17 protein-coding genes and 1 pseudogene are annotated in these 15,883 nt (G+C 74.2%); 13 read left to right on the top strand and 5 right to left on the bottom strand.

Annotated features, from left to right (window positions below; genetic code table 11):
* Positions 1-71 precede the first annotated feature (71 nt).
* The 3 genes from ACZ7MY_RS10305 to ACZ7MY_RS10295 all read left to right on the top strand — a co-directional run bounded on the left by ACZ7MY_RS10305 (position 72) and on the right by ACZ7MY_RS10295 (position 3,840).
* Positions 72-611, top strand: coding sequence for a peptidase (locus ACZ7MY_RS10305; RefSeq protein WP_499600880.1), 540 nt, complete (start codon positions 72-74; stop codon positions 609-611).
* A gap of 12 nt (positions 612-623) precedes the next feature.
* Positions 624-1,604 carry an EamA family transporter gene (locus ACZ7MY_RS10300; protein WP_499600879.1) on the top strand — a complete coding sequence of 327 codons (981 nt, stop codon included), beginning with the start codon at positions 624-626 and terminating at the stop codon, positions 1,602-1,604.
* Positions 1,605-2,319: 715 nt separating this feature from the next.
* Positions 2,320-3,840 carry an FG-GAP repeat protein gene (locus tag ACZ7MY_RS10295; RefSeq protein ID WP_499600878.1) on the top strand — a complete coding sequence of 507 codons (1,521 nt, stop codon included), beginning with the start codon at positions 2,320-2,322 and terminating at the stop codon, positions 3,838-3,840.
* Here ACZ7MY_RS10295 and ACZ7MY_RS10290 read toward each other — a convergent pair.
* The gene (locus tag ACZ7MY_RS10290; RefSeq protein WP_499600877.1) at positions 3,804-4,475 is read right to left on the bottom strand and encodes an FMN-binding negative transcriptional regulator; all 672 of its coding nucleotides are present in this window, start codon (positions 4,473-4,475) and stop codon (positions 3,804-3,806) included. The two genes, ACZ7MY_RS10295 and ACZ7MY_RS10290, sit on opposite strands and share 37 nt — an antisense overlap.
* Before the next feature lie 14 nt (positions 4,476-4,489).
* On the bottom strand, positions 4,490-5,161 hold the full coding sequence (locus tag ACZ7MY_RS10285) for a pyridoxamine 5'-phosphate oxidase family protein (RefSeq protein ID WP_499600876.1): 672 nt from the start codon (positions 5,159-5,161) through the stop codon (positions 4,490-4,492).
* 35 nt (positions 5,162-5,196) lie between these two features.
* Between ACZ7MY_RS10285 and ACZ7MY_RS10280 the strand changes: the two genes are divergently transcribed.
* Entirely contained in the window at positions 5,197-6,528 is a 1,332-nt protein-coding gene (locus ACZ7MY_RS10280; protein WP_499600875.1) for an aminotransferase class I/II-fold pyridoxal phosphate-dependent enzyme, read from the top strand.
* A 13-nt stretch (positions 6,529-6,541) separates the two neighbouring features.
* Here ACZ7MY_RS10280 and ACZ7MY_RS10275 read toward each other — a convergent pair whose 3' ends face one another.
* The gene (locus ACZ7MY_RS10275) at positions 6,542-7,534 is read right to left on the bottom strand and encodes a DMT family transporter (RefSeq protein WP_499600874.1); all 993 of its coding nucleotides are present in this window, start codon (positions 7,532-7,534) and stop codon (positions 6,542-6,544) included.
* A 74-nt stretch (positions 7,535-7,608) separates the two neighbouring features.
* Between ACZ7MY_RS10275 and ACZ7MY_RS10270 the strand changes: the two genes are divergently transcribed.
* Both ACZ7MY_RS10270 and ACZ7MY_RS10265 read left to right on the top strand, forming a co-directional pair.
* Positions 7,609-8,523, top strand: coding sequence for a LysR family transcriptional regulator (locus ACZ7MY_RS10270; RefSeq protein WP_499600873.1), 915 nt, complete (start codon positions 7,609-7,611; stop codon positions 8,521-8,523).
* Between the two features lie 12 nt (positions 8,524-8,535).
* The gene (locus ACZ7MY_RS10265) at positions 8,536-9,381 is read left to right on the top strand and encodes a hypothetical protein (protein ID WP_499600872.1); all 846 of its coding nucleotides are present in this window, start codon (positions 8,536-8,538) and stop codon (positions 9,379-9,381) included.
* Here the strand turns inward: ACZ7MY_RS10265 and ACZ7MY_RS10260 are convergent.
* Positions 9,378-9,848 (bottom strand): pyridoxamine 5'-phosphate oxidase family protein, encoded by a 471-nt coding sequence (locus ACZ7MY_RS10260; protein ID WP_499600871.1) that lies wholly within the window; start codon positions 9,846-9,848, stop codon positions 9,378-9,380. The two genes, ACZ7MY_RS10265 and ACZ7MY_RS10260, sit on opposite strands and share 4 nt — an antisense overlap.
* An 85-nt stretch (positions 9,849-9,933) precedes the next feature.
* On the opposite strand from ACZ7MY_RS10260, the gene ACZ7MY_RS10255 reads away from it, so the two are divergent.
* Positions 9,934-10,605, top strand: coding sequence for an isochorismatase family protein (locus ACZ7MY_RS10255; protein WP_499600870.1), 672 nt, complete (start codon positions 9,934-9,936; stop codon positions 10,603-10,605).
* Here ACZ7MY_RS10255 and ACZ7MY_RS10250 read toward each other — a convergent pair.
* A complete protein-coding gene (locus ACZ7MY_RS10250) occupies positions 10,588-11,073 on the bottom strand; it encodes a Rieske (2Fe-2S) protein (RefSeq protein WP_499600869.1) in 486 nt (161 codons plus the stop codon). The two genes, ACZ7MY_RS10255 and ACZ7MY_RS10250, sit on opposite strands and share 18 nt — an antisense overlap.
* A 352-nt stretch (positions 11,074-11,425) precedes the next feature.
* Between ACZ7MY_RS10250 and ACZ7MY_RS10245 the strand changes: the two genes are divergently transcribed.
* The 6 genes and pseudogenes from ACZ7MY_RS10245 to ACZ7MY_RS10220 all read left to right on the top strand — a co-directional run bounded on the left by ACZ7MY_RS10245 (position 11,426) and on the right by ACZ7MY_RS10220 (position 15,834).
* Positions 11,426-11,647, top strand: coding sequence for a hypothetical protein (locus ACZ7MY_RS10245; RefSeq protein ID WP_499600868.1), 222 nt, complete (start codon positions 11,426-11,428; stop codon positions 11,645-11,647).
* A 231-nt stretch (positions 11,648-11,878) separates the two neighbouring features.
* The gene (locus ACZ7MY_RS10240) at positions 11,879-12,697 is read left to right on the top strand and encodes a HipA family kinase (protein ID WP_499600867.1); all 819 of its coding nucleotides are present in this window, start codon (positions 11,879-11,881) and stop codon (positions 12,695-12,697) included.
* On the top strand, positions 12,694-13,086 hold the full coding sequence (locus ACZ7MY_RS10235) for a DUF3037 domain-containing protein (protein WP_499600866.1): 393 nt from the start codon (positions 12,694-12,696) through the stop codon (positions 13,084-13,086). The genes ACZ7MY_RS10240 and ACZ7MY_RS10235 overlap by 4 nt, the downstream gene beginning before the upstream one ends.
* A 119-nt stretch (positions 13,087-13,205) precedes the next feature.
* Positions 13,206-13,967, top strand: a complete 762-nt coding sequence (gene fabG / locus ACZ7MY_RS10230) for a 3-oxoacyl-ACP reductase FabG (RefSeq protein WP_018558636.1) — start codon at positions 13,206-13,208, stop codon at positions 13,965-13,967.
* 22 nt (positions 13,968-13,989) lie between these two features.
* Positions 13,990-14,751 (top strand): SDR family oxidoreductase, encoded by a 762-nt coding sequence (locus ACZ7MY_RS10225; protein WP_499600865.1) that lies wholly within the window; start codon positions 13,990-13,992, stop codon positions 14,749-14,751.
* A 100-nt stretch (positions 14,752-14,851) separates the two neighbouring features.
* Positions 14,852-15,834 (top strand): annotated as a pseudogene (locus tag ACZ7MY_RS10220) (aldo/keto reductase).
* Positions 15,835-15,883: the final 49 nt, after the last annotated feature.

Below are 15,883 nucleotides of genomic sequence, written 5' to 3'. Positions count from 1 at the left end.
CCCGCGCAGGACGCCGGAACGGTACCGCGCGGCGATGCTGCGGGGCGGTGCGGGCTGATGGGGTGGAGGGCGTGCACTGGAACGACTCGCGGCTCGGGGCCGAGCTGCGCACGGTGACCGCCGCGGCCCGGCGGCGCGCCACGAGGGACGGGGACCGCCAGGTCGACACCGCGCACCTCCTGCACTCCCTCCTCGAGGCCGACCCGCGGACGCGCGACGCCGTCGACGGGGCGGCGGGAGCGGCCGGCGGCGGGCGGGTGGCACGCGTCCTCGGCTACCTCGCGCAACGCACCATCGGCTACGGCATCGCCTGGCGGGAGACGGTGGAGGACGCCGGCTCCGGGACCGTGCTGGCCGCCGTGGCCGCGCCCGGCTGGAGCCCGGCCGCGGCCGCGGCGCTGCGCGCGGCCGCCGTCCAGGCCGGGGAGCGGGGCGCGTCACGGGCGGAGGGCACCGACCTGCTCGCCGCGCTCGTCGCCGACGCGGGGAGCCGGGCCGCGCAGGTGCTGAGGTCGGCGGGGGTCGAACCGCGGGTCCTGGCCGTCCGCCCGCCGTCGCCGAGCGGCGAGGAGGACAGCCGCTACCGGGATGACGGTCCTGTCGCGAGCTGACATCATGGCCCGATGCATGTCTCTCAGGGGAGGAACGCCGGGCTCTGGCTCGCGCTGGTTTCCGCGTTCGCGTTCGGCGGTTCGGGGGTGGCGGCGAAGCCGCTGATCGAGGCGGGCCTCGACCCGCTGCACGTCGTGTGGCTCCGGGTGACCGGCGCCACGCTCATCATGCTCCCCGTGGTGCTGCGGCACCGGGCGCTCCTGCTGCGCCGCCCCGGCCTGCTGCTCGGCTTCGGCCTGCTGGGCGTCGCCGGAGTCCAGACCCTCTACTTCGCGGCGATATCGCGGATCCCGGTCGGCGTCGCGATCCTCGTGGAGTTCCTCGGCCCGGCGCTGCTGCTCGGCTGGGTGCGCTTCGTCCAGCGCAAGGCCGTCAGCAAGGCCGCCGCGATCGGTGTCGTGCTGGCCGTCGGGGGCATGGCGGCGGTGGTCGAGGTGTGGTCCGGGCTCGCCTTCGACCCGCTGGGCCTGGCGCTCGCCTTCGGCGCCGCCTGCTGCCAGGTCAGCTACTTCGTGCTGGCCGACCACGGCAGCGACGGCGACGACGCCCCGGACCCGGTCGCCGTCATCGCGTACGGCCTGACCATCGGTGCCGTCGTGCTGACCGCCGTGTCCCGTCCCTGGTCGATGGACTGGTCCGTGCTCACCCGGCAGGCGGCCCTCGGGGAGACGGACGTGCCCGCGATCCTGCTTGTGGGCTGGGTCGTGCTGGTGGCCACCGTGCTCGCCTATCTGACCGGTGTGGTCGCCGTGCGACGGCTGTCGCCGCAGGTGGCCGGCGTCGTGGCCTGCCTGGAGGCGGTGGTCGGCACCGTGTTCGCGTGGGTGCTGCTCGGCGAACACCTCGGCGTCCCACAGATCATCGGCGGCACGCTCGTGCTGGCGGGCGCCTTCGTCGCCCAGACCGCCAAGAAGCGGGGGACGACCACGGTCATCGCCTCCGGGACCCCGTCCGACGCGGACACCACGAACCCCCGCACGCAACCGGTGTAGCGCTGCGCCGGTGGGGCGGGGGGCGATGGTTTGGCTGTCGCGCCGTCTCGCGCCCTTCGGGCGCACTGCGCCGGCTGCGGAGGGGAGGGTGGGGGGCCGCCTTGTTCGCAGTGTGCGGGTGGGTGCGCGGCTGGGGTTCAGGCGCCGGAGCGGGGTGGGTTGTTCCTTTGGCTCGGGTCTCGTTGCCGTCCGCGGGTGCAGATGGCCGGTGACCACGCCCACTGTTCGTGGGTGGCGCGCCCGCCGTAACCGGCGTCTGCGGGTGCTTCCCCGATCTCGCTCGCGGCTCCTCGGCAGCACCTCGCAGCACCCGCAGTCGCGGGTCACGGCGGGCGCGCCCACCGTCGGCAGTCGGCGTGGCAACCGGCCATCTATACCCGCGGACGGCAACGAGACCGACACAGCGGAGAGGCAACCCGCTCCGGCGCCTGAACCCCAGCCGCCTACGACCCGCGCACTGCCAACAAGGCCGGACCGCCACCCTCCCATCCGCAGCCAGCGCTGTGCGCCCGCAGGGCGCGAGACGAACCCGCACCCACCCACCCACCCACCCCCACCTCCACCCCGTCACCACGCCACCCGACCGACGCCTGTCCCGCGTTCCCCTACAACCCTTTCTTCCCACGGTGTGTCAAAGACGATGCCGGAGAAGGAAACGGGCTCTTTCCGGGACACCCCCGCACCGCCCGGTCGTTCTTGAGCGAAGGAGCCGCTCATGCGCAAGAACCGCTCGGCTGCGGTCACCGCGGCGTCATTTCTCCTCATCACGGGCGCGGCCGTCGCCACCGCGCCCGCCTCGTTCGCCGGGACCCCCGGCGGCACCCACGCGAGCGATCGCAACCGGGACTTCAACGGCGACGGGTACGAGGACGTGCTGACCGGCGCGCCCGGTGCCACCGTGGGCGGCCGTTCCGGCGCCGGTGTCGTCACCGTGCAGTACGGCGGCCCCAAGGGGGTCACCACCAGCGCCAAGGTCTTCAGCCAGAACACCTCCGGCGTGCCCGGCGCCGCCGAGACCGGGGACGCCTTCGGCCAGGCCGTGGCCAGCGGAGACCTCGACGGGGACGGTTACGACGACGCCGTCGTCGGCATCCCCGGCGAGGACCTGGACGGCGTCGGCGCCGACGCGGGCGGCATCGTGGTCCTGTGGGGGTCGGCGAAGGGGCTGTCCGGCGCCGCGAGCGACTGGCTGCAGTCCGTCAGCGCTATGAAGGGCGACCGGTTCGGCAGCGCCCTGGCCGCCGGGCACTTCACCACCTACGTCCCGGGTGACCTGCTCGCCGTGATCGACAAGGTGGGGCTGTCGATCTTCCAGTACGAGTCCGTGCCGCAGGCCGCCGCCCGCAAGGGCGGGGACGCGGGGACCTTCACGCCCTTCAAGGACCGGCGGCGCACGCCGCTCGCCCGGCAGGCGGAAGGGCCCGGCATCGCGCCCACCTCCCTGACGACCGGCGACTACGACGACAACGGCCTGGCCGACATCGTGGTCTCCGGCCGCAGCGTGGGCGCCGAGCCGGGCCACGGCTGGTCGTACGTCATCCTCAGCGACGACATCGACCCGCTGCCCGTCACCGCCCTGCGCGGCGGCCCCGTCGTCGCCTCCGGCGACGTCAACGGCGACGGGTTCGACGACCTGGTCACCGGCGAACCGCACAGCCCCGACGACGGCGGCGCGTCGATGACCGGCGGCATGGTCGGCGTCTACTACGGCAGCCCGGACGGGCCGGCCGGGCAGGAGGGCCCCGGGAGCCCGCCCGTCTGGTGGACCCAGGACAACCCCGGCGTGCCGGGCGTCTCCGAGCGTGGTGACGGCTTCGGCTCCGACCTCTCCGTCGGCGACGTCAACCGCGACGGCTACGCGGACGTCGCGATCGGCGCCTCCGGCGAGGACATCGGCAGCGTCGCCGACGCCGGCGCCGTCTGGGTGCTGCGCGGTTCGGCGCGGGGCCTGACCACCGCCGGTGTCCTGGACGTCAACCAGAACACCACGGGCGTCCCGGGCGGCGCGGAGAAGGCGGACAAGTTCGGCGCCCAGGTCTCCTTCACCGACCCCAACCGCGACGGCTACTTCGGTCTGCTCGTCGCGGCCCCCGGCGAGAACACCGACGACGGTGTGGTGTGGGTGTTCTCGGCCGGTGCCGGCGGCCTCAAGCTGCCGGGGAGCTGGACGTACGGCGGGGGTTCGCTCGGCGCGCCGTCTCAGAACGCCCGGTTCGGCGCGGCGATCGACGACTGACCGGGCTGCCCGAGGCGGTGCGACTGCCGGGTCCGGGCGGCCTCGTCGCCCGGACCACCCCGCTCGGCCAGCAGCCGGTTGACCCGCCACTGCGTCTCGCGCGGCCGGTTCCCGCCGAACTTGAACTTGGCGCGGACGTCGGTGACCTCGAGCCGGATCCCGCGGATGCCGGGCAGCATCCGGCCGAACGGCGCCTCGCCGGGGACGACGGGGGCGTGGTCGCCGCGCGGCTGGAAGTGGGCGAGCTGCCGGTGCAGCAGGTCCGCCTTCTCCTGGGGGTCGTCCACGAGGTGGGCCACGCACCGCAGTTGCACGGCGGCGTAGTAGCTGGTGGGCGTCCCGTGCTCGGGCGGGGTGCCCTCCGGGGCGTGCCAGGGGCCGGGGATGAAGGTGTAGTCGTCGACGACGCCGAGCGTCACCCGGGGGTGCGCCTCCAGCGCGGGCCACAGCGGGTTGGGGCGGGCGAGGTGGGTGACCGCCTCGCCCCGTCCCGCGTCGTAGGCGAAGTGCAGCGGCTGGACGAACGGCGGCTCGCCGTCCAGGCCGTTGACGGCGAGCTGGCCGAAGTCGTGTGCGGCGAGCCAGTCCTGCCACTCGGCCTCGTCGACGGCGGCGTCCCAAGGGTGGACGAGCATGTGCGGGGCTCCTTTCAGCGCGCGGTGAGGTAGCCGGGGACGGCGATGGACGGGTCGAGGTCGTCGGCGGGTTCGGGCGTCCCGTAGGCGCGGGTGACGGGGAGCACGCCCGTCCAGTGGGGGAGTGCCAGGTCCTCGGGGTCGTCGCCGGGGCCGCCGGTGCGCACCTTGGCGGAGACCTCGTCCAGGTCCAGGGCGATGACGGCGGTGGCGGCCAGTTCCCTCGCGTTGGCGGGGCGGGAGTCGGCGGCGCGGCCGGGCACGATGTGGTCGACCAGGGCGTCCAGGGCGGCGGAGCGCTCGGCGGGGTCGGTGACCTGGCGGGCCACGCCGTGCACCACCACCGAGCGGTAGTTGATCGAGTGGTGGAAGGCGGACCGGGCCAGCACGAGACCGTCCAGGTGCGTCACGGTCAGGCAGACCGGGAGCCCGGTGTCCTCGCCGGCGCCGCGGAGCGGACGGGAGCCGGTGGAACCGTGCACGTAGAGCCGCTCGCCGACGCGCGCGTAGAGGGTGGGCAGCACGACCGGCGCGCCGTCGCGGACGAAGCCGAGGTGGCAGAGGTAGTCCGCGTCGAGGATCGCGTGCACCAGGTCGCGGTCGTACGAGGCCCGCTCGCGGCTGCGGGTGGGGACGGTGCGGTCGGTGGGAGCGTACGCATCGGCAGCGGAGGGCGTGGCGGACATGGCGCGATCCTTTGCACTAGTGCATAATGCTTTTTGTGCTAGGAGAGTACACGTTCACCGGCCGGGGCGCAGCGGACATCGCGGCGAGCGTCGAACGGGCCATCGGGGAGGGCGCGCTCGCGCCCGGTGCCGCGCTGCCGCCGTTGCGGGAGCTCGCCGCCGGACTCGGCGTCAACCCCAACACCGTCGCCGCCGCCTACCGTCTGCTGCGCGACCGCGGCGTCATCGAGACCGCGGGCCGGCGCGGCAGCCGGGTGCGGCGGCGTCCGGCGACCACCGCGCGGGACGAGCTCCGCCTGGAAGTGCCGCCGGGGGTCCGGGACCTGTCCACCGGCAACCCGGACACCGCGCTGCTGCCCCCGCTCGGGGAGGCGCTGGCCGAGGCGGCCGCGCGGAACGCGCAACGGCCCATGCTGTACGGGCACGCCCCGGTCGACGAGGAACTCGCGGCCCTGGCGCGGGCCGCCTTCGACGCCGACGGCGTGCCGGCCGGCCCGGTCGGCCTCACCTCCGGCTCGCTGGACGCGATGGAGCGCGCGCTCACCGCCCACCTGCGGCCCGGGGACGCCGTGGCGGTGGAGGACCCCGGCTGGGGCAGCGTCTTCGACCTCGTCCCGGCCCTGGGCCTGCGCGCCGTCCCGGTCGGCGTGGACGACGAGGGCCCGCTGCCGCAGGACGTGGACGCGGCCCTCCGGCAGGGCGCCCGGGCGCTGATCGTCACCGACCGCGGCCAGAACCCGACCGGCGCCACGCTCTCCGCGGCACGCGCCGGCGCGCTGCGCGCCGTCCTGGGCGGCCACCCGCAGGTGCTGGTCATCGACGACGACCACGTCAACGGCCTGACCGAACTGCCGCTGCACCCACTCGCGGGCAGCACCGCGCACTGGATGCTGGTCCGCTCCACCGCGAAGGCCTACGGTCCCGACCTGCGGCTGGCCGTGCTCACCGGCGACCCGGTCACCGTCGACCGGGTCCGCGGGCGCTACCGGCTCGGGCCCGGCTGGGTCAGCCACCTCCTGCAGCGCACCGTCGCGCACCTGTGGCGCACCGGCGCGGTCGACGTCCCCGCCGTCTCCGCCGCGTACGCCGTGCGCCGTGACGCGCTGGTGCGGGCGCTGGACGGCCTCGGCGTCGCGGCGCACGGCCGCAGCGGCATGAACGTGTGGGTCCCGGTGCCGGACGAGACCGGGGCGGTGGCCCGGCTCCTGCAGGCGGGCTGGGCCGTGGCGCCCGGCGCGCGCTTCCGGCTGCAGTCACCGCCGGGCATCCGCATCACGATCTCGCCGGTCACCGCGGACGAGGTCCCGGCCCTGGCCGACGCCGTCGCCGCCGCGGTCCGCCCGCACCGCGCGGGGCGCTTCGGCTGACGGCGAAGGTGGTTCAGCCCGCCGGGCGGCGCTGGGTCAGCGCCGCGCCGGCGAGCACCACGAGGGCGCCGACCGGCTCGTTCCACGTCAGGTGCTCGTCCAGCAGCGCGACACCGGCCGCGGTCGCGATGACCGGGATCAGGTAGGTGACCATCGTGGCGATGGTCGGTCCCTTCTCCGCGACGATCCCGTACTGGAGGAGGAAGGCGATCCCGGTGCCCAGCGCGCCCAGCGCGACCACCGACAGCGTCGGCCAGAGCGGGAACGAGCCGGGCGCCGAGGTGAACAGCGGGGTCAGCACGGCCAGTTGGACGGTGCCGAGGAAGAGCTGCGCGGAGGACATCGACAGGGCCGAGTTGCCGCTGCCGCTCAGCGTGCGGCGCACGTATATCCAGCCCACCGCGTAGCTCGCCGAGGCGCCCAGCGCCATCGCGGTGCCCGCGGGGTCCGTCCCGGAGAAGCCCTGCCAGGCGCCCAGCACGGTCAGCACGCCGACGAAGCCGATGCCCACGCCCGCGACCCGCTGCCGGGTCGGCTTGTCGTCCGAGAGCGCCACCACCGACAGCACCATGCTCCACAGCGGGGTCGTGGCGTTGCAGATGCCCGCGAGCGTCGACGGGATGGTCAGCTCCGCGTACGCGAAGAGCGTGAACGGCAGGGTGTTCAGCAGCAGCGCGGCCACGGCCATGTGCCCCCAGGCGCGAGCGCCGCGCGGCAGCCGTTCCCGCTTCACGGCGAAGGCCGCCGCCAGCACCGCGGTGCCGAACGCCATGCGGCCGAGCGCGACCTGCAGCGGGGCGTAGGCCTCGGTGCCCACCTTGATGAACAGGAAGCTGAAGCCCCAGATGAGCGCGAGCACGGCCCAGCTGACCCGCCAGTCCACGACGCGACGGCGGCGCCCGGCGGTGGCCGGGGCGGCGGCGCCGACGACGGCGGGAGCGGGTGGGGCGTCGGCGGAGGAGGGGGCGGCCTCGGCGGCCGGGCGGCGGGTGCTGGGTGCGCTCATGGCCATCACGATGACGGATTGAACCTCTTAGGACAAGCGAGAAAACCTCCCGGCGATCACGTAGTGTTGCTTACATGTTGAACCTCGAGCGCCTGCGCGTCCTGCACGCGATCTCCACCTACGGCTCGGTGAGTGCCGCGGCGGACGTCCTGCACGTGACGACCTCGGCCGTCTCCCAGCAGATGGGCAAGCTCGAACGCGAGACCGGGCAGACCCTGCTCGCCAAGAACGGCCGCGGGGTCCGGCTCACCGACGCGGGCCGGCTGCTGTCCGGGCACGCGGGCCGCATCCTCTCCCTCGTCGAGCTCGCCCACTCCGACCTGGAGGCCCACCGCGGCGCCGCGGTCGGCGAACTGCGCATGGGGGCCTTCCCCACCGCGGTGCGCGGACTCTTCCCGCAGGCGCTCGCCGCGACGCGGCGCGAGCACCCCAAGCTGCGCGCGATGGTCCACGAGATGGAGCCCCAGGACGCGCTGGCCCGGCTCGTCCGCGGCGACATCGACATGGCGGTCGTCCTCGACTGGTACAACAAGCCGCTCTCGCTGCCCGGCGGTCTGGCCAAGGAGCCGCTGCTCGACGACATCGCCGACGTGGTCGTCCCCGAGGGCCACCCCCTGGCCGGCCGTGCCGAGGCCGACCTCGGCGAACTCGCCGACGACGACTGGATCGCCTGGCCCGACGGCGGCTTCTGCCACGAGTGGCTGCTGTTCACGCTGCGCGGCAAGGGCGTGGAACCCCGCATCGCCCACCACGCCGAGGAACACCCCACGGTCCTCGCCCTCGTCGCCGCCGGCCTGGGCGTCGCCGTCGTCCCGCGCCTGGGCCGCGGCCCCCTGCCGGCCGGCGTCCGCGCCATCCCGGTGCGCCACACCATGAAGCGCCACATCTACGCCGTCTGGCGCTCCGACGCCGACCGCCGCCCCGCCATCCGCGCCGCCGTCGAGGCCCTCCGCCGCGCGGGGGAGGACGTGGCGGCCGCAGACGTCTGAGACCATCCCCGCATGGCTGACTGGGCGACGTACGTCATCGTGCGCGAGGACGGCGGGCACGAGCTGTACGAGGCGCGCTTCGGCGCGATCGGCCTCGACCTCGACCTGCTCGCCGGCCCCGACGTCCTGGTGCGGGTCCTGCGGGCCCGCCCCCAGGCCGAAGGCTGGCACGACGAGGTCTGGTGCCAGGCGGCGGCGCTGATCGACCTGCGGCGCAGGACGCTGCTGTTCTTCGCCTGGGAGGGGCCCGTCACCGAACTGCGGCACCGGGCCGTCCTGTGGGAGGCGCTGCGGCGCGCCTGGCCGGGATGGGCGCTGCGCTGGACCTACGACGGCCCCGTCGCGCTGCGCACCCACCTCGGCCTGGATCCCGGGGCGGTACGGGAGGCCGGCGGCTCGACGTACCCGGACGACGCCCTCGCGACCGGTGACGGGGAACTGGCCGAGCGCGATCCCATGATCCGGGTCGTCACGGTCGGCGTCGACCGCTGCCATCTGCTGTCCTCCGCCAACCACCACCCGGTGGCAGAGGGCCCGGCGCTGCTCGACCGGCTCGTGCGGGCACCCGACCACGGACGCTGCGTCCTCGCTGCGGACTCGGGCATCCACCTCGATCCGGAGCGTCGGCGGGTGGGCTGGTGGCTGCTCGGTGCCCAGGCCGGGGCGCCGCGGATGGCCTCGCGGTGGCGGGGGTGGACGGTCGAGTTCTGGGCGGACGGCTGGGAGGAGCACGTCCGTGCCTCCGGCGGCCGTTTCACGACCCCGGTCGTCGGCCGTGAACAGGCACTCGCCGAACTTCGCGACGCCGCACGAGGACGGCGTTCCGCCCTCGGGGACGCGGTCGTGCGCGTGCCCTAGCCGGGGCCCGGCATCTTGCGGAAGTCCCAGGAGACGACGGAGTCCGGGGTCAGGCGGAGCCAGGCGTGGCGGCCGTCGTGGGGCATGGACTCCAGGCCGAAGTTCTTGGCGGCGAACAGCCGCTCGGGCACCTCCAGCGCGGGGTGGGGGTCGCCGGTGCGGGGCGCCTCGCCCACGAACTCGACGGTGCCGGAGAGCTCGACGCCGCGCAGTTCGCCGTACTCCGTGCCGTCGTCGACGACGACCGCGACGCGCGGGTCACGCCGGAGGTCGGCCCAGCGGCGGCTGCGGACGATGGAGTACAGCCACAGGGACGTCCCGTCCCAGACGAACCACAACGCGCCCACGTGCGGGCGGCCGTCGGGCGAGACGGTGGCGACACGGCAGGTGCGCTGCTCGCCGAGGAAGGCGTCGACCTCCTCCGGGGTCATCATGATCCGGCGTCCGCGGCGTTGTGCGACGGTCATGCGCGCCCCCACTTCCCAGTCTGACGTTCCGTCAGATACGGTCACCCGGGACGACGGTAGGGCACCCGCGCGCGAGGGGGCAAGCATGGCGGACGGCGACCGGCAGCGGAGGCTCGACGCGCTCCTGACCCCGCGGTCCACCGCCGTGCTCACCGTGGAGTGCCAGCGCGGGGTGGTCGGCCCGGGCGGCGCGCTCCCGGAACTCGCGGCCGCCGTGCGCGACGGCGGGGCGCTCGACGCCACCGCACGGCTGGTCGCCGCGGCCCACGCGGCGGGCGCCACCGTGGTGCACGCGGTCGCCGAACGCCGCGCCGACGGCCGCGGGTCCAGCCGCAACGCGCGGATCTTCCGCGCCGCCGAGCGGCTGCCCGTCCTCCAGGTCGCCGGCACGCCGGCCGTCGAGCTCGCCGAGGAGATACCGGTCGGTGCCGGCGACCTCGTCGTGCGACGGCTGCACGGGCTGTCGCCGGTCGCCGGCACCGGCCTCGACGCCGTGCTGCGCAACCTCGGCGTGCGCACGGTCGTCGTCACCGGGGTGTCGGCCAACGTGGCCGTTCCCAACGCCGTCTTCGACGCGGTCAACCTCGGCTACGAGGCGGTCGTGCCCGGCGACGCCATCGCGGGGGTGCCGCAGTCGTACACCGCCGACATGTTGCGGCACACCCTCGCGCTCGTCGCCACGGTCACCACCGCCGACGAGGTCATCGGCAGCTGGGAACGGTCCGGGCCGGGTCCGGACTCAGGCCAGGGCCACTGAGTCCCCCTCCACCTTGATGTTCGCCGCCGCCAGCGGCTGGGTCGCCGGGCCGTTGGCCACGCTGCCGTCCTTGATGCTGAACTTGCTGCCGTGGCAGGGGCAGTTGATCGTGCCGCCCGCGATCTCGTTGACGGCGCAGCCCTGGTGGGTGCAGATCGCGGAGAAGGCCTTGAAGGAGCCCGCCTCGGGCTGGCAGACGACGACCTTCTTGTCCGCGAAGATCTTGCCGCCGCCCACCGGGATCTCCGAGGTCTTGGCCAGCGCCGCCTCGGCCCCGCCGCCGGCCGGGGCCGACCCCCCGGTGCCCTGGTCGCCGCCGTCCTGCGGCGGCGCGGCCGGGCTGTAGGCGCCCGCGGAGTCGTTGGAGTCGCCGCAGGCGGCCAGCGCGGCCGCGAGCCCTGCCGCGCCCACTCCCGCGACCACGGCGCGGCGGGTCGGAGCTCCTGCGATGCCAGTCGTCTCGGCCATGCGTCACACATCCTGTTGCCTTGTCCGTTCCGGACCGCCGTACAGGCGCCCGGGAGCGTGGGTCACGCCCTGCCCAGTCGTACGGACGAGATGGGTGAGCCGTTCAACCATCCCCCGGAAAATCACCCGGCGCGGCCAGCGGCGGCGCGCAGCGCCGAGAGCCGGGGCGAGCGGTGCGTGCGGCACGATGGCCGGCCGGTATTTTTGGCCGAGGTTGCCCACAGATCCTTGGAAGCACCTACGTGAGGGTTTTCGTCCGAACGATGGCGGTGTGCCGGGAGTGAGGCCGATACTGGCGGCTCCGCCGATCACCCTAGGGGGGCGTATGGCCGAGGAGCCCGTACCCAAGCACATGACGATCACACTGGACTTCGATCTCCAGACCGCAGGGTCGACGGTTGGAGCACCGAGGGTCCGGGCGGCGTACGAGGCCGCCGCGAAGGCAGCCGTGGCGGCCGCCATGGAGCAACTGCCGGAGGGAAGCGTCAAGGGCGTCACGAGCGAGATGAAGTGGTCGTACCGCTGGGATCACCAGCGCGACGTCCGCTACGAGCGCGAGCCCGCGTCGGAGTAGCGCGTCGCAGACGTAAGAGGAGCCCCGGCCCGCGGATACGGCCGGGGCTCGGTCACCTCTCGGAGCCTCAAGAGGAACGTCGCCGGCATCGGCGATCGGATCCCGATGATTCCGGAGCTGACGGAGGCGGCGCCTCGACGACCCTCCAGTCGACGGAGGCGTGTCGGCACGTTCCCGGCGGGAGGCGACGGCGTGGCATGGCCGTGGGACACCGATCATTAGGATGCGTCCATGGAGGAAGTGACCGGGATCCGCTATGTCACGCCGTTGCGTGAGGGCGGATCGGTGCCCGGTGTCGTCGAGGCCGACGACCTGGGGACGTACGTGGTGAAGTTCGTGGGTGCCGCACAGGGCCGCAAGGCGCTGGTGGCGGAGGTGGTCGCGGGGGAGCTGGCCCGGCGGCTGGGGTTGCGGGTGCCGGTGCTGGTGCGGTTCCAGTTCGACCCGGTGATCGGGCTCGGTGAGCCGGACCAGGAGATCCAGGACCTGTTGAAGGCCAGCGGCGGCCTCAACCTCGGCATGGACTTCCTGCCCGGCGCGCTCGGCTTCGACCCGCTGGTCTTCGAGGTGGAGTCCGGCGAGGCGGGGCGGATCGTGTGGTTCGACGCGCTCGTCGGCAACGTCGACCGTTCGTGGCGCAACCCCAACATGCTGGTCTGGCACCAGGACCTCTGGCTGATCGACCACGGCGCTTCGCTGATCTTCCACCACAACTGGAAGGGCGCCGACCAGGCCGCCGACAAGCCGTACGACGCCGCGGACCACGCCCTCGCCCGCTTCGCGCCGGACGTCGAGGCCGCCGCCCGCGACCTCGCCCCGCGGGTGGACGAGGCGCTGCTGCGCGAGGTGACCGCGCAGGTCCCCGACGAGTGGCTGGTGGACGAGCCCGGTTTCGCGGACCCCGACGAGGTGCGGCGCGCGTACGAGCGGGTGCTGCTGGCGCGTGCCGGCACCGTGGGGGAGCGGATCGTCCTGGCCCCGAAGCAGCAGGAGAAGCAGGCGCCGCCGGAGTGGCTGCGCACCTGGGTCGAGGGGAAGGCCGCCAAGTGAGCACGGCGAGCGGGCGCGATGTGTTCGAGTACGCGCTGGTGCGTGTGATGCCCCGGATCGAGCGCGGTGAGCTGATCAACGCGGGCGTGCTCGTGTACTGCCGCGCCAAGTCCTTCGTGGGGGCCCGGGTCCACTTGGACGAGACCCGGCTGCGCTGCCTCGACCCGGAGGTTGACGTCGCCGGCGTACGGGCCGCGCTGCGCGGGTACGAGGGGATCTGCGCGGGCGGTGCGCGGGCCGGGCAGGCGGCGGAGGACGATCCCGGGCGGCGCTTCCGGTGGCTGACGGCGCCGCGCAGCACCATCGTGCAGCCGGGCCCGATCCACACCGGGCTGACGGAGGACCCCGAGGCCGAGGTGGACCGTCTGCTGGATCTTCTGGTGCGCTGAGCCACATCGGCGCGGTGGGCGTTGACACAGGGTCACTGCACTCCTACGGTTTCGGCTACGGGACGTACTAAGCGGTCGCTCACCTGCGCGACCGCTCCCCACAGGGCTGAGGAGAGCAGATGTCGACCACCGAGCAGCGCGTAGCGATCGTGACGGGGGCGGCGCGCGGCATCGGCGCCGCCACCGCAGTGCGCCTGGCCGCCGAGGGCCGCGCCGTGGCCGTGCTGGACCTCGACGAGACCGCGTGCAAGGACACCGTCGAGCAGATCACCAAGGCGGGCGGCCGGGCCGTCGCCGTCGGCGCCGACGTCTCCGACGAGGAGCAGGTCGCGGCCGCGGTCGCACGCGTCGCCGAGGAGCTCGGGGCGCCGACGATCCTCGTCAACAACGCGGGCGTGCTCCGCGACAACCTGCTGTTCAAGATGAGCGCGGCTGACTGGGACACGGTCATGAACGTGCACCTGCGCGGCGCCTTCCTGATGACCCGCGCCGTCCAGAAGCACATGGTGGACGCGAAGTTCGGCCGCGTGGTCAACCTGTCCTCGTCCTCCGCCCTCGGCAACCGCGGCCAGGCCAACTACTCCGCCGCCAAGGCCGGCCTGCAGGGCTTCACCAAGACCCTCGCGCACGAGCTCGGCAAGTTCGGCGTCACCGCCAACGCCGTCGCCCCCGGCTTCATCGCCACCGACATGACCGCCGCCACCGCCGCCCGCATCGGCATGGGCTTCGAGGAGTTCCAGGCCGCGGCCGCCACCCAGATCCCGGTGCAGCGCGTCGGCAACCCGGACGACGTCGCCAACGCCATCGCCTTCTTCACCGGCGACGCCGCGGGCTTTGTCTCCGGCCAGGTGCTGTACGTGGCCGGCGGCCCGCTCGACTGACCCGCGACAGGAGACCCGCATCATGAGCACCCAGCCCGAAGACGGCCGCGTCGCGATCGTCACCGGCGCCAGCCGCGGCATCGGCTACGGCATCGCCGAGGCCCTGGTCGCCCGCGGCGACCGCGTCGTCATCACCGGCCGCAACGAGGAGGCGCTGAAGGAGGCCGTCGAACGGCTCGGCGCCGACCGGGCCCTCGGCGTGGCCGGCAAGGCCCACGACGAGGCGCACCAGGCCGAGGTCGTCGAGCGCACGATGGAGGCCTTCGGCCGCGTCGACTACCTCGCCAACAACGCCGGCACCAACCCGGTCTTCGGCCCCCTCGCCGAACTCGACCTCGGTGTCGCCCGCAAGGTCTTCGAGACCAACGTCATCTCCGCGCTCGGCTTCGCCCAGCAGACCTACCGGGCGTGGATGAAGGAGAACGGCGGCGCGATCGTCAACATCGCCTCCGTGGCGGGCATCAGCGCCTCCCCGTTCATCGGCGCGTACGGCATGAGCAAGGCCGCCATGGTCAACCTCACGCTGCAGCTCGCCTCCGAGATGGCGCCCGGCGTCCGCGCCAACGCCATCGCCCCGGCCGTGGTCAAGACCAGGTTCGCCTCGGCCCTGTACGAGGGCCGGGAGGAGCAGGCCGCGTCCGCGTACCCGCTGGGGCGGCTCGGCGTGCCCGAGGACATCGGCGGCGCCGCCGCCTTCCTGCTCTCGGACGCGGCGGCCTGGATCACCGGCCAGACGCTGGTCGTGGACGGCGGCATCTTCCTCAACGCGAGCGTCGGCGCCTGAGGCTTGCGCTCGTCCTCACTCCAACGTGCACAGTCCCTGGGGCCGGCCGCCGAGAAGGCGGCCGGCACCAGGGACTTCCCGCATCCGAGGAGTGCGCACCATGCGGTACCGCACACTGGCCGGCGGCGCCGGACCGAAGGTCAGCACCCTGTGCCTGGGCGCCCTGCCCTTCGGCACCACGGTCGACGAGGAGACCTCCTTCGCGATCCTCGACCGCTTCACGGAGGCCGGCGGCACCTTCGTCGACACCGCGAACAACTACGCCTGCTGGGTGGACGGCGCCACCGGCGACGAGAGCGAACTGCTGCTCGGCCGCTGGCTGCGCAGCCGCCGGGCGAGGGACCGGGTCGTGCTCGCCACCAAGGTCGGCGCCCGGCCCGACCCCGCGCGCGGCACGCGGTGGAGCGGCGACGACGGCGAACTCGGCAGCGCCGAGGGTCTGGCCGGGCACGTCGTCCGCGCGGGCCTGCGGGACAGCCTGCGCCGGCTCGGCACCGACCGCGTGGACGTCCACTACGCCCACGTCGACGACCCGCGGGTGCCGCTGGAGGAGACCGTCGAGGCCTTCGCCGGCCTCGTCGCCGACGGTTCGGCCGGCGCGCTCGGCGTCAGCAACCACGCCACCGCCGCATCGCCGAGGCCCGCCGGATCGCCGCCGGACGCGGGCTGCCCGGCTACCGGGTGGTGCAGCAGCGGCACACCTACCTGCGGCCGCGGCCGGGCGCGCGCTTCGGCGTGCAGCGGCACGCCGACGCCGGACTCCTCGCCTACGCGGGCGGGGCGGCCGACCTCGACGTGACGGCGTACTCCACGCTCGTCCACGGCGCCTGCACCCGGGACGACAAGGAACTGCCCGAGCAGTACCGGCACGAGGGAACGCGGCGCCGGCTGCGCGTCCTGCGGGAGGTGGCTCGGGAGACCGGGGCCACCCCCCACCAGGTCGTGCCGGCCTGGCTGCTGGGCGGTGACGTGCCCGTCCTGCCGGTGCTCGGGGTCAGCAGCGTCGCCCAGCTCGACGAACTCCTGCCCGCGGCCGACCTGGTGCTCGCACCGGAGCTGCGCGCCCGGCTGGACGCCGCCTGACACCCGGCCGGGCGGATTGTCGGTGCGGGACGGTACGTTCGTCCCCAGT

This window comes from Streptomyces sp. NPDC111520, from assembly GCF_055635295.1.
The sequence above is the reverse complement of the archived record's forward strand: the minus strand, read 5'-3'. Positions and strand labels throughout refer to the sequence as shown.